Raw genomic sequence first — 12,271 nt, 5'->3', positions numbered from 1 at the left:
CGGCTCCCGGTCCTAGGCAACCGCCGGGACCCTGAGGGCGGCCAGCACCGGCAGGTGGTCCGTGGCCGCCCTCAGGTCCGCCTCCGTCACGCCGGACCGGCCGAGGGGCACCCCGCAGCCGAGGACCTCGACGCCGCGGGTGGCGAAGACCGCGTCGATGCGCCGGTGCGGATCGGCGGACGTCCAGGTGTCCTCCGCGCCCCAGGGGGCGGTGGCCCAGCCGTCCTGGAGCGAGCCGGCCAGCCGCCGGAACGCCGGCCCGTCCGGCCGCTCGTTGAGGTCGCCGCCCGCCACCGCGTGCTCCACACCCATCCCGGCCAGCCGGTCCAGGAGCACACCGGCCTGCTCGTACCGCTCGTCCGCGTCGAGCGAGAGGTGGCAGCTGACGACGCCGAGCCGGGCGCCCCCGAACCGGACGACCGCCGTCGCGAGGCCCCGCCGGTGCAGTCCGGGGGTGAGCGGCAGCAGTACGTCCTCGGTGCGCTCCACGACGGCCCGGAGCGAGCAGAGGATCGCCGGGCCCGCGGCCGTCGCCCCGCCGGTGAGGATCACCAGGTCGCAGGCCGCCGCGAGCCGGGCCAGCTTCTTGCGCCAGCGGAAGAAGCGCGGCGCCTCCTGGACGAGGACGAGATCGGGCGCACAGGCGCGGATCACCCGGGCCAGCGCCTCGGTGTCGTCCCGCATCGACCGGATGTTGTGGCTCAGGACGCGGATGACGGCGGAACCATCGGGCTCCGTGCGGGAGTTGGGCAGCAGCATGACGATCAACATACGCCGCGGCCGGGTCGGAGCGGGTACGGCGACGCCCACCGGTCCCGCCGGACGGGGACGGTGGGCGCGCTCGGGGTGCGACCGGCGCTACATGATCGGGTCGGGCTCCCGGGCGAGGTCCGCGGCGCCCACCAGACCTGCCTCGTTGCCGAGCTGGGCGGCGAGGACGTCGGCGACCGGACGCCAGTTGCCGCCGACCAGCCAGCGCTTGTAGGACTTGCGGATCGGCTCCAGGACCAGCTCGCCCTCGTCGGAGAGACCGCCGCCGACGATGAACGCGGACGGGTCGAACAGCGAGGCCAGGTCGGCCAGACCGGCGCCCACCCAGCGGGCCAGCTCACGGTAGGAGTCGACGGCCACCGGGCAGCCCTGGCGGGCGGCCATGGAGATGTGCTTGCCCTCGATGCCGTCCGGGGTGCCGTCGCCGAGGGCGAGCAGCACCTCCGCGCTCTCGGGGGCGGCGTTGGCGCGCTGCTTTGCGTACCGCACCAGGGCGCGTCCGGAGGCGTACTGCTCCCAGCAGCCCTGCGAGCCGCAGCCGCACAGCAGGCCGTCCGGGACCATCCGGATGTGGCCGAACTCGGCGGCCACGCCGAAGTGGCCGCGGCGCAGCTTGTTGCCGATGACGATGCCGCCGCCCAGGCCGGTGCCGAGCGTGATGCAGATGACGTTGCGGTGGCCCTTGCCGGCCCCGAACTTGTACTCGCCCCAGGCCGCGGCGTTGGCGTCGTTCTCCACGACGACCGGCAGGCCGACGCGCGCCTCGACCTCCTCCTTCAGCGGCTCGTTGCGCCAGTCGATGTTGGGCGCGAAGTAGACCGTGGAGCGCTGCCGGTTGACGTACCCGGCGGCGCCGATGCCCACACCGACGATCTCGTGCCCCGCGCGTGCGCCCTCCACCGCCGAGGCGATGGCGTCCACGATGGCCTCGGGCGTACTGGGGGTCGGCACCTTGAAGGTCGAGAGGATGTTGCCTTCCTCGTCGACCACGCCGGCCGCGATCTTCGTGCCGCCGATGTCGACGCCGATGGTGAGTCCCATGAATCCCTCAGTTCCGGTCGAGCCCCGCTACGGCCAACCGTACCCGAGGCCCTGCCGTCGGATTCGCGTCGTCCGGACGCTGGTCCAAGTCGTCCGGCCGGTCAGTCCAAGTCGATGCGCTCGCCGCCGCCGGTGCCCTCACCGGGGTCGCGGCGGTCGTCGGAGCGGTTGTCCGGCTCGCCGGGTTCGTCCCGCGGGGACCCGCCCGTGCCGGGCGACGTCCAGCGGCGCTCCTGGGACTCGACGGCCGAGCGGTACGCGGCGAGGAGTTCACCGCCGGCCGCCGCCAGGTGTTCGAAGACCTCGGGGTTGCGCTCCACGACGGGCTCGACGGCCGCCTTGGCCTGCTGGACCATCTGCCGCACCACCTGCTCGGCAGCGGGTCCGGCGAGGGCGCCCAGCAGCGGCGCCTGGAGCGACGACAGCCTGTCGGCGACGGTGTCGACGAACTTGCGCAGTTCCTCGGCGGCCGAGCCCGGCGGCGGGCCGTACCGCTCGCGGCGGCGGGCCTGCTCCGCGGCGAGGTCCTCGGCACAGGCCGTGGACCAGGCGTCGGCGTCCGTGGCGCGCCGCTCCCCCGGCTTCCCGGCTTCGCTCGAACGGGGGGTGTCCCCACGGCCGCCGGGCTCCTCCTGAGCGGCGTCGTCCCGAGCGGCGTCGGACGGTGGGCGCTCTTCGCTCATGGCGGACTCCTGACTGCGGTTCGTCCCTACGACGTTACCCGAACGGGGGTACGCGGTTCATCTCTCGCGGGGCCACAGCGCGGGGTCCGGCGCGAACCGGATCCGCAGCTCGCCGTCGCGCAGGGCGGCCCCGTCGACGGTGCACCGGCGCAGGGCCGAGGGCAGCGCTACGACACGGCGGAACGGCCCGGCGGTGACCGCGAGTTCGTCGCCGAGCCGGATGAGGTCCAGTTCCTCGCGTATGGCGCCGGGCAGCGGGATGTGCCACACGAGGACCCCGTCCTCGGTGAGCCGGTCGGTCACGGGCCACTCGACCGGCGCGCTCGCCGGGCTCGCGCCGGGCACGGCGAGGGCGGCGAGATCGTCCAGGCCGCGCGGGTCCCGGCCCAGGTGGGCGGCGGGGTGGACGGCGTACGTCTCCCGCCACTCGTCGAGGGTCTTGCGCTGCTGTGCGACCGGGCCGGCCAGCCAGGAGTCCGCGGCGGTCTCCGGCAGGACCCGGCCGGCGACCAGGCACTCCACGGCCAGTCCGCGCACGGCCAGGCCCAGGGCGGCGCTGCGGACGGCGTCGGCGCCGGCCGGGCCGGGCTCGGCGACCAGGCGTACGCGGGTGGCGCGGTCGGCGAGGACCGCGGCCACGGCGGCGAGTTCGACGTCCCAGCGTGCCGCCGTCTCGTACAGCCACTCGGCCGGCATGGGGACGCCGGCGAGGCGGCCGAGCACCGGCCGCAGGGCGCGGGCCGCCTGCCGCTCGGGCGGGAGCAGCCGGCGCAGATAGCGGCGCAGTTCCTCGGGCAGCGCGAGCAGGGCGAGTGCCTGCGGCGCCGGGGGCAGGTCGACGACCAGCAGTTCGAACCGCTCCGACAGGGCCGCGTCGCGCAGTGCGCGCAGCAGGGCGAGTTCCTCGGCGCCCGGCAGCGGCGTGACCTCCTCGGCGTCCAGGCGGGAGGCCCCGAGGAGGTCCAGTACGTTGCCCGCGCGGTCCTGGAAGGCGGTGAGGTCGGCCCGGAAGCCGGCCGCCGCGTCGGGGCGCCAGGCGGTCAGCCGCGGCGCGACGGGCACCGGCTCAGCACCCGTCGGCACCCCGAGCGCCGCGCCGAGGGAGTCCGTGCGGTCGGCGCTGAGCACGAGGGTGTCGACGCCGTCACGGGCGGCGGTCAGGGCGGTGGCGGCGGAAACGGTCGTACGGCCGCTGCCGCCCGGACCCGTGATCAGGAGGGTGCGCATGACGTTGAACGGTAGCTGGCTTTGACGTCCCGGTCGCCCACGGGCGCCCTGCGCCGGTGTCGGCGGCGCGCCCTCCGGCCGAGTCGCGGCCGGCGCCCGGCGACGCGTGTCGCGGGTGGGCCCGCGCCGTCGGTCCGGGACCGCCCGCGGGCCGGGCGGCCCTTACTTCTCGCCCGACTCCACACGCTTCTTCAGGCCCGCGAGGGCGCGGTCGATGATGACCTTCTCGGCCTTGCGCTTGATCATGCCGAGCATGGGGATCTTGACGTCGACGGTGAGGCGGTAGGTCACCTCGGTGGCGTACACGCCCGCGGGCCTGAGGACGTAGGAGCCGTCCAGGGAGCGCAGCATCTGGGACTTCACCAGGGTCCAGGAGACCTCGTGGTCACCGGTCCAGGTGTACGCGAGGGTCTGGTCGTCCTTGATGGCGCCCGCGTCCATGACGAGGCGGACCTGATGGGCACGGCCCTGGCCGTCGGTCTTGAGGACCTCGGCCTCCTTCACCTCGCCGGTCCAGTCGGGGTAGCGGGCGAAGTCGGCGATCACCCCCATGACCTCGGCCGGTGGCGCCTCGATCGTGATGCTCGAGCTGGTGTGTTCCGCCATCGCCGTGGCTCCTCCAGATGCGGGCCGGTAGTGCGGCCGGGTGAGGCCGGGGATGCGCTCCTCGTGCGCATGTGTGTGCAGCGTGAAGGCTACCGCGCGCCCGACCGCCGGACTCCACCCCCACCTGCGCGATCGGCCGGAATGCTCACCATTCGAGCACCCATGGACGGCCGCTCCCGGCGAAGTGCCCCACGTTCACGCATTCGGTCGCGCCGATCCTCATCCGGCGTACCAGCGGCTGGTGGACATGGCCGAAGAGGGCGTACCGGGGCCGGGTGCGGCGGATGGCCTCCAGCAGGGCCCGGCTTCCCCGTTCGAAGCGGCGCGCGACGGTGTCGTAGACGAGTTCCGGCACCTCGGGCGGGATGTGCGTGCACAGCACGTCGACCTCGCCGACCGCCTCGATCTTCGCCGCGTACTCCTCGTCGCCGATCTCGAACGGGGTGCGCATGGGCGTGCGCAGGCCGCCGCCGACGAAGCCGAAGACACGGCCGCCGATCTCCACCCGCTGCCCGTCGAGCACGGTGGTGCCCTCGCGGGCGTACTCCTGCCACAGGGCCGGCATGTCGACGTTGCCGTAGGTGGCGTACGTCGGGCTGGGGAAGGCGGCGAAGAGTTCCGCGTACTGCTTGCGCACCGCCTGTTCCATCACCGTGGCCCGGTCGCCGTCGATGCCCGCCCACAGCCGGGCGCCGAACTCGCGCGCCTCCGTGAAGCGGCGGGCGGTGCGCAGCGCGACGATGCGGTCGGCGTTCTCCACGCCGAACAGGTCGGGGAAGATGCCGCGCGAGTGGTCGGAGTAGTCGAGGAAGAGGATCAGGTCGCCGAGGCACACCAGGGCGTCGGCGCCCTCTCCGGCTCGGGCCAGGTCGCGCGCGTTGCCGTGCACGTCGCTGACCACATGGATGCGCGTTCTGCCGTGACGGGCCGGTGTGGGTGCCATGACGATCAAGCGTAGGCGGGCGTGGCATACGTGAACAGTGGCGGCCGGAAACGGCGTTACTGGCCGGTCATTCGGCGGGTCGACTACTGTGCGCAGGGGAACATCGATCCGTGTGACGCAGCGAACATCTCGCCGGGTCCCCCTGTCGAAGAAGCATACCGGCGGGTAACGTCCGGCCCGTCCAGTCGTTTCTGGATTTCAACAACGTCGTGGCGCCGGCGCCCTATGAGGAGCAGCAGTCTTGCGCGAGTTCAGCCTTCCGGCTCTGTACGAGGTCCCTGCGGACGGGAATCTGACCGACATCGTCCGCAGAAACGCCGCGCAGCATCCCGACGTCGCCGTCATCGCGCGCAAGGTGGACGGCGTCTGGCGGGACGTCACGGCACGGGCCTTCCTCGCCGAGGTGCACGCCGCCGCCAAGGGGCTGATCGCCTCCGGCATCCAGCCCGGCGACCGGGTGGGCCTGATGTCCCGTACGCGCTACGAGTGGACGCTGCTGGACTTCGCGATCTGGAGCGCGGGCGCGATCACCGTGCCGGTGTACGAGACCAGTTCGCCGGAGCAGGTGCGGTGGATCCTCGGCGACTCGGGCGCGACCGCCTGCGTCGTGGAGCTGGACCAGCACGCCGCCGCCGTCGACGCGGTGCGCGACACGCTGCCCGCGCTGAAGAACGTCTGGCAGATCGAGGACGGCGCGATCGAGGTGCTCGGCCGGGCCGGGCGGGACATCAGCGACGCCATGGTGGAGGAGCGCGGCTCGCTGGCGAAGGCCGACGACCCGGCGACCATCGTGTACACCAGCGGCACCACCGGCCGGCCCAAGGGCTGCGTGCTCACCCACCGCGCCTTCTTCGCCGAGTGCGGCAACGTCGTGGAGCGGCTGCGCCCGCTGTTCCGCACCGGCGAGTGCTCGGTGCTGCTCTTCCTGCCGCTGGCGCACGTCTTCGGCCGGCTGGTCCAGGTCGCCCCGATGATGGCGCCGATCAAGCTGGGCTGCGTCCCGGACATCAAGAACCTCACCGACGAGCTGGCCGCGTTCCGCCCCACGCTGATCCTCGGCGTCCCGCGGGTCTTCGAGAAGGTCTACAACGGGGCGCGCGCCAAGGCGCAGGGGGACGGCAAGGGCCGGATCTTCGACAGGGCGGCCGCCACGGCGATCGCCTACAGCAAGGAGCTGGACAGCCCCTCGGGCCCCTCGCTCGGACTGCGGATCAAGCACAAGGTGTTCGACAAGCTGGTCTACGGCAAGCTGCGCGCGGTGCTCGGCGGGCGCGGCGAGTACGCCATCTCCGGCGGCGCCCCGCTCGGCGAGCGCCTCGGGCACTTCTACCGCGGTATCGGCTTCACGGTCCTGGAGGGCTACGGCCTGACCGAGTCCTGCGCGGCGACCGCCTTCAACCCCTGGGACCGGCAGAAGATCGGCACGGTCGGCCAGCCGCTGCCCGGCTCGGTGATCCGCATCGCGGACGACGGGGAGGTGCTGCTGCACGGCGAGCACCTGTTCAAGGAGTACTGGAACAACCCCGGCGCGACCCGGGAGGCGCTGGCCGACGGCTGGTTCCACACCGGTGACATCGGCACTCTCGACGAGGACGGCTACCTCAGGATCACCGGCCGCAAGAAGGAGATCATCGTCACCGCGGGCGGCAAGAACGTCGCCCCGGCCGTGATCGAGGACCGTATCCGGGCGCACGCGCTGGTCGCGGAGTGCATGGTGGTGGGCGACGGGCGGCCGTTCGTCGGCGCGCTGGTCACCCTCGACGAGGAGTTCCTGCGCCGCTGGTGCGCCGAGCACGGCAAGCCGGCCGGCTCCACGGCGGAGGCGCTGCGCGACGACCCGGACCTGAACGCGGCGATCCAGGCGGCGGTCGACGACGGCAACGCCGCGGTGTCGAAGGCGGAGTCGGTGCGCAAGTTCCGCATCCTGCCCTCCCAGCTCACGGAGGACTCGGGTCACCTCACCCCGTCGCTGAAGCTCAAGCGGAACGTGGTGGCGCAGGACTTCGCGGACGAGATCGAGGCGCTCTACGCCAAGTAGCGCGCCGCTCCCCTACAGCAGTTCCCGGAGCCGCTGGGCCAGCAGGTCCCACCGCCACTTCTCCTCCACCCAGGAGCGTCCGCGCTCCCCCATGCGGCGGCGCAGCTCGGCGTCCCCCAGGAGCGTGACGACGCGGTCGGCGGTGTCCTCGGGGGAGCCGCCGCGCACGACCCAGCCGGTCTCGCCGTCGAGCACCGCGTCGGGGGCGCCGCCGGAGTCCCCGGCGACGACGGGCAGCCCGGTCGCGGACGCCTCCAGGTAGACGATGCCGAGCCCCTCGACGTCGAGCCCGCCGCGCCGGGTGCGGCAGGGCATGGCGAAGACGTCGCCGGCGCCGTAGTGCGCGGGCAGCTCGGCCCAGGGGACCGCGCCCGTGAAGCGCACGGAGCCGGCCACCCCGGTCCGCTCCGCCAGAGCGCGCAGCTCCTTCTCGTACGGGCCACCGCCGACGATCAGCAGCACGGTGTCCGGTTCGGCGGCCAGGATCCGGGGCATGGCCCGGATCAGCGTGTCCTGTCCCTTGCGCCTGACCAGCCGTGAGACGCATACGACGACCGGCCGGTCGGTGAGCCCGAGCCGGGCCCGCACCTCGTCACCGCCCGAGCCGGGGTGGAACGTCTTCTCGTCCACGCCCGGAGGCAGTTGCACCATCCGGCCGGCCGCCTCGGGCGTCAGCGCGGTGGCGATCCGGGAGCGGGTGTACTCGCCGAGGTAGGTGATCGTGTCCGTCGACTCCCCGACGCGGCGCAGGAGTCCGCGCGCCGCGGGCAGTTGCGCCCACCCCGCCTCGTGCCCGTGGGTGGTGGCCACCAGCCGCCCGGCGCCCGCCCTCCGCAGGGCCGGCGCCATCAGCCCGAGCGGCGCCGCCGCCCCGAACCACACCGCGGTGCACCCGTGTTCGCGCAGCAGCCCGACCGCGCGCCGGGTCGCGCCCGGCGTCGGCAGCAGCATCGTCGTGCGGTCGCGTACGACGGTGAAGGGCTGCTCCGCGTCGAACGCGGCCGTCGCCTCGACGCCCTCCCGGCCCCGCTTCCAGGTGGAGGCGTAGACGACCAGCCGTTCCGGGTCCAGCCGCAGCGCCATGTTGTGCAGAAACGCCTGGATCCCACCCGGCCGGGGCGGAAAGTCGTTGGTCACGATGAGGGTCTTGCGCACACCGGCCGACCCTACCGAACCCGGCCGGGACACCCGGCCACGGCCGTGCCACCCGCCCCGCACCGGCCCCCCGGGAGATCATGTGCCCCGCACCACGAACCGCGCGAACCACGCGAACCGGCCGGAAAGGTCGGACCGGTCGGACCGATCGGACCGGTCGGGTTCACGGGAGAGGACCGAGGTGGACGGGACAGGTACCCGGCGCAGGCTCACCGGGGTACTGGCGGTCTGGGGTGTCAGCCGGGCCGTGTTGGTGCTCCTCGTGTTCAAGGTGTTCGTCCTCGCGGGGGCGGAGGACGTCACGGCGGACGTGTCGGTGATCTACCGGGGCTGGTACGAGGTGCTGCGGCAGGGTGGCTTCCCGGCCGACGACGTCACGTGGCAGTACCCGCCCGCCGCAGCGCTGGCGATCCTCTCCCCCGCCGTCCTGCCGTTCCTCGGCTACACCGCGGCCTTCCACGTGCTGGCCCTGCTGGCCGACCTGGCGGTGCTGTGCCTGCTGCTGCGCGCCGGGCGGCGGCCCGGCCGGCCGCTGCGCGGTGCCTGGATGTGGACGGCGGGCGCGCCCCTGCTCGGCCCGATCCTGTACGCGCGCTACGACGTGATGGTGACAGCGGTGGCCGTGGCCGCGCTGCTCGCGGGCGTCCGCCACCCGCGCGCGATGGGCGCGCTGGCCGGCTTCGGAGCGCTGCTGAAGGTGTGGCCGGTCCTGCTGCTGCCCGGCCTCCGGGGTGCTGCCGGGCGCCGTGCGTGGACGGCGGCGGCACTGACCGCGGCGGCACTCGCCTCGCTGTTCGCACTCACGATGCCGGGCGCCCTGTCCTTCGTGATCGCGCAGCGCGACCGGGGCGTGGAGGTGGAGTCGCCGGCCGCGCTCGTCCTCCACGTGGCCCGGCACTTCGGCTGGAACGGGCAGGTGCTGCTCACCTACGGCTCGCTGGAGTTCGCCGGCCCGTGCACCGACGTGGTCGGCGCCGCGTCCCTGGCCCTGACCGCGGCCGCCTTCGGCTGGCTGCTGCTGTGGCGGCTGCGGGCCCGCCGCTTCCGCCCGCACACGGCCGCCCAGGCCGCGTTCACGGCCGTACTGCTGTTCACGGTCACCAGCCGGGTCCTCAGCCCCCAGTACCTGGTGTGGCTGATCGGACTGGCCGCCGTCTGCCTGTGCTTCCGGGACGACGGCATGCGGCTGCCGGCCGGCCTCGTCCTGGCGGCGGCCCCGGTGACGGCCCTGGAGTTCCCGGTGTACTTCGCGCACGTCGTCGCGAGCGACCGCCTCGGCGTCACCCTCCTGCTGCTGCGCAACGGCCTGCTGGTGGCCGCGGGTGTGACGGCCTGCCGGGCCCTGTGGCGCTCGACGGTCACCGCCGGGCCCGGGACGCGGGCGCCGCACCGGGCCGCCCGGCCCACCGCCCGGCTGGATCAGCCCAGCTGACGTCCGAGATACGCGCGCCACTGCTCGGTGAACCGGTCCAGGGTGGTGCCGAGGACCTTCCGCAGGGCGTCCTCGACCGCGCCCTCGCGGGTGCCGTGCGCGCCGACGGAGCGGTAGAAGTCGTCGAGGCGCCGCTCGCCCCACTGGTCGGCGATCATGCGGCAGGCCATCCAGCCGCTCTCGTAGGCCCGGGCGAGCCGGGCCGGGTCGCCGGCGAAGCCGAAGTCCTCGTCGGACGGCAGCGCGGCGGGCACCTCCCCGTCGGTCACGGCGCGCCGCAGTTCGGGCGCGACCTGGTCCGGGGAGCGGCCGGTGCCTCGGTAGCCGACCCAGTCGGCGTAGCCCTCGGAGAGCCACAGCGGAGTGGCGGCGTTGGTGTGGGCGCGGGTGGCGACATGGGTCGTCTCGTGGGTGAGGACGACCTGCTTGCCGAGCGACCCGAGGATGCCGTAGGCGGCGGGGTTGACGATGATCCGGTCCGCGGGCGCCCGGCCCGCGCCCCCGGTCTCGCCCGTGGTGACGGCGGCGATCCCGCGGTAGTCGGAGGCGGGCGAGCCGAGCAGTCCGGCCATGCCCTCCAGGGACCTGGGCACCAGCAGGACGACGTGCCGGCTCCAGTCCGTGCCCCACGCGTCCGACACCGCGGGTATCGCGCGGTCGGCCAGGCCCGCGTAGCCGCGCAGGACCGCGTCGCCGTGCCCGACGCCGAGCACGAGGCTGCTCCGCCCGTGCACCACCGAGACCGTGCCCTGGTCCCACAACTGCTCGGCGGACTTCTTCTCCGGCCGGTCGGAGTCGACGTACCACTTCCCGTCGGCGCCGGTGGACAGGGTCAGCGTGCGGCCCGCGGTGACGGGCGCCTTGTCGTACCCGGTGACCCGGTAGCGCAGTTCGGCCCGCGCGACCGCGGTGTCGCCGCTGCGGCGCAGGCTCTTCAGCCGGTAGGACCAGTCCGTCAGCGGGACGGCCCGCAGCCGCGCGTACGGGGCCCGGGTCCCGGTGGCGGCGTACGCCGCCGGATCGTGGTGCAGGACCGCCGCCGCCCGCCGGTCGAGCACCCGCTGCACCCCGGCCTTCGCGGTGTCGGCCGCGGACGGCCCGCCGCAGGCCGTCAGGGACGCGAGCAGCAGGCACACCACCGTCACCGAGGATTTCGACGCTCGCCCACGACCAGCCATTTCCCGATCGTACGGCGGCACCCGTACGACCGTCAGACCCTGGTGACCGACGAGACCGGCATCATGCTCACCGGGTCGTAGCGCACCGGAGCGCCCGGATGGGGCGCGTGGATCACCCGGCCGTTGCCCGCGTACATCGCGACATGGCCGGCGTCGGAGCGGTAGACGATCAGGTCGCCGGGCCGGGCCTGGGACAGCGGGATCCGCCGGCCCGCGTTGCGCTGCTCCTGCGAGGTGCGCGGCAGATGGACCCCGGCCTGCGCGTACGACCACTGCATCAGGCCCGAACAGTCGAATCCCGTGGGCCCGTTGGCGCCCCAGATGTAGGGGCGGCCGAGGGCGGAGCGGGCGGCGGCGAGGGCGGCGGCCGCGCGGACCGAGGCGGCCGGTCCGGCGTCGAAGCCGGGGAGGAAGTCCTCGCGGCCGGAACGGGCGGCCCGGTCGTAGGCCTCGCGCTCCGACGGGGACAGGGAGCCGAGGAGTTGGCGGGCCCTGGCGAGCTTCTGCTCGACCGTCCGCTTGTGGGTCGCGACCGCCTTGCGGTTCTTGTCCAGTTCGGCGAGGGCGCGGGTGGCCTCGACGCGGTCCTGGGAGAGTTCGCGCAGCGCCCGCCGCAGGTCCTTCAGCTCGCCGGTCTGGTGGTCGGTGATCCGGTCGAGCGTGGCGGCCTTGTCGAGGTAGTCGGCCGGGTCGTGGGAGAACAGCAGGGCGATCGACGGGTCGAAGCCGGAGCGGTACTGGGCTCCGGCCAGCGAACCCAGCGACTCCCTGAGGTCGTTGACGCGCTGCTGCCGTCGGGCGATGCGGTCCTGGAAGTCCCGCACCCGGGTGCGCAGGAGGTCGGCGCGCTCGCCGGCCTTGTCGAAGGCCTCGGTCGCCTTCTCGGCCTCCTGGTAGAGGCGGTCGACCTCGGACCGGGCGTCGCCGTGCGGAGCGGCGACGGCCGAGGTGGCCGGAACGGCGCCGAGGGCGGCGGCCGCGGCGGACAGAACGCAGAACGCGGCGCCCGCGCCCCGGTCGAACCCGGACGGTGCTGGTCGGCGATGAGACCCCACGGGAAGCCGTACTCCCTCCACTGGCGGACACTGACCGCTTCCCGGGACCGGGGCGCCGAGCGCCCGGCCTGTGGGAAACGCGCCAGACAGTAGCCGCGCGGACACACGGCGACCAAAGCCGCGGAGGGGGTACCGAACACGG

Annotated in this window: 11 protein-coding genes; 2 read left to right on the top strand and 9 right to left on the bottom strand. The window is 74.0% G+C overall.

Annotation, left to right across the window (positions count from 1 at the left end):
- Window positions 1-12: 12 nt before the first annotated feature.
- The 6 genes from ACWC91_RS11580 to ACWC91_RS11555 all read right to left on the bottom strand — a co-directional run bounded on the left by ACWC91_RS11580 (window position 13) and on the right by ACWC91_RS11555 (window position 5,271).
- Complete coding sequence (locus tag ACWC91_RS11580) at window positions 13-771, bottom strand: endonuclease/exonuclease/phosphatase family protein (RefSeq protein WP_374113879.1); 759 nt, start codon at window positions 769-771, stop codon at window positions 13-15.
- 87 nt (window positions 772-858) lie between these two features.
- Window positions 859-1,812: an ROK family glucokinase gene (locus ACWC91_RS11575; protein WP_225074320.1), complete on the bottom strand. Its 954-nt coding sequence runs from the start codon at window positions 1,810-1,812 to the stop codon at window positions 859-861.
- Window positions 1,813-1,913: 101 nt separating this feature from the next.
- Complete coding sequence (locus ACWC91_RS11570) at window positions 1,914-2,495, bottom strand: DUF5304 domain-containing protein (RefSeq protein ID WP_450640096.1); 582 nt, start codon at window positions 2,493-2,495, stop codon at window positions 1,914-1,916.
- A 57-nt stretch (window positions 2,496-2,552) separates the two neighbouring features.
- Window positions 2,553-3,722: an ArsA family ATPase gene (locus ACWC91_RS11565; RefSeq protein ID WP_450640097.1), complete on the bottom strand. Its 1,170-nt coding sequence runs from the start codon at window positions 3,720-3,722 to the stop codon at window positions 2,553-2,555.
- Between the two features lie 162 nt (window positions 3,723-3,884).
- Window positions 3,885-4,328, bottom strand: coding sequence for an SRPBCC family protein (locus tag ACWC91_RS11560; protein ID WP_225074323.1), 444 nt, complete (start codon window positions 4,326-4,328; stop codon window positions 3,885-3,887).
- A 145-nt stretch (window positions 4,329-4,473) separates the two neighbouring features.
- The gene (locus tag ACWC91_RS11555; RefSeq protein ID WP_225074324.1) at window positions 4,474-5,271 is read right to left on the bottom strand and encodes a metallophosphoesterase family protein; all 798 of its coding nucleotides are present in this window, start codon (window positions 5,269-5,271) and stop codon (window positions 4,474-4,476) included.
- A gap of 241 nt (window positions 5,272-5,512) precedes the next feature.
- Between ACWC91_RS11555 and ACWC91_RS11550 the strand changes: the two genes are divergently transcribed.
- A complete protein-coding gene (locus ACWC91_RS11550; RefSeq protein WP_450640099.1) occupies window positions 5,513-7,309 on the top strand; it encodes an AMP-dependent synthetase/ligase in 1,797 nt (598 codons plus the stop codon).
- Between the two features lie 12 nt (window positions 7,310-7,321).
- Here ACWC91_RS11550 and ACWC91_RS11545 read toward each other — a convergent pair whose 3' ends face one another.
- Window positions 7,322-8,464, bottom strand: a complete 1,143-nt coding sequence (locus ACWC91_RS11545) for a glycosyltransferase family 4 protein (RefSeq protein WP_225074326.1) — start codon at window positions 8,462-8,464, stop codon at window positions 7,322-7,324.
- A gap of 181 nt (window positions 8,465-8,645) precedes the next feature.
- On the opposite strand from ACWC91_RS11545, the gene ACWC91_RS11540 reads away from it, so the two are divergent.
- A complete protein-coding gene (locus ACWC91_RS11540; protein ID WP_450640101.1) occupies window positions 8,646-9,896 on the top strand; it encodes a glycosyltransferase 87 family protein in 1,251 nt (416 codons plus the stop codon).
- Here the strand turns inward: ACWC91_RS11540 and ACWC91_RS11535 are convergent.
- Together ACWC91_RS11535 and ACWC91_RS11530 are read right to left on the bottom strand one after the other, a co-directional pair.
- Window positions 9,884-11,074, bottom strand: coding sequence for a hypothetical protein (locus tag ACWC91_RS11535; RefSeq protein WP_450640102.1), 1,191 nt, complete (start codon window positions 11,072-11,074; stop codon window positions 9,884-9,886). The genes ACWC91_RS11540 and ACWC91_RS11535 overlap by 13 nt on opposite strands.
- 32 nt (window positions 11,075-11,106) lie before the next feature.
- Window positions 11,107-12,129: an NlpC/P60 family protein gene (locus tag ACWC91_RS11530; RefSeq protein WP_450640103.1), complete on the bottom strand. Its 1,023-nt coding sequence runs from the start codon at window positions 12,127-12,129 to the stop codon at window positions 11,107-11,109.
- Window positions 12,130-12,271 lie beyond the last annotated feature (142 nt).

It is taken from the genome of Streptomyces sp. NPDC001204, from assembly GCF_053598035.1.
The sequence above is the reverse complement of the archived record's forward strand: the minus strand, read 5'-3'. Positions and strand labels throughout refer to the sequence as shown.

Excerpts from the sequence above, each read along its gene's own strand:
- ACWC91_RS11560 (WP_225074323.1), bottom strand. The coding sequence starts at position 4,328 with ATGGCGGAACACACCAGCTCGAGCATCACGATCGAGGCGCCACCGGCC.
- ACWC91_RS11580 (WP_374113879.1), bottom strand. The coding sequence starts at position 771 with ATGTTGATCGTCATGCTGCTGCCCAACTCCCGCACGGAGCCCGATGGT.
- ACWC91_RS11575 (WP_225074320.1), bottom strand. The coding sequence starts at position 1,812 with ATGGGACTCACCATCGGCGTCGACATCGGCGGCACGAAGATCGCGGCC.
- ACWC91_RS11535 (WP_450640102.1), bottom strand. The coding sequence starts at position 11,074 with ATGGCTGGTCGTGGGCGAGCGTCGAAATCCTCGGTGACGGTGGTGTGC.
- ACWC91_RS11555 (WP_225074324.1), bottom strand. The coding sequence starts at position 5,271 with ATGGCACCCACACCGGCCCGTCACGGCAGAACGCGCATCCATGTGGTC.
- ACWC91_RS11565 (WP_450640097.1), bottom strand. The coding sequence starts at position 3,722 with ATGCGCACCCTCCTGATCACGGGTCCGGGCGGCAGCGGCCGTACGACC.
- ACWC91_RS11570 (WP_450640096.1), bottom strand. The coding sequence starts at position 2,495 with ATGAGCGAAGAGCGCCCACCGTCCGACGCCGCTCGGGACGACGCCGCT.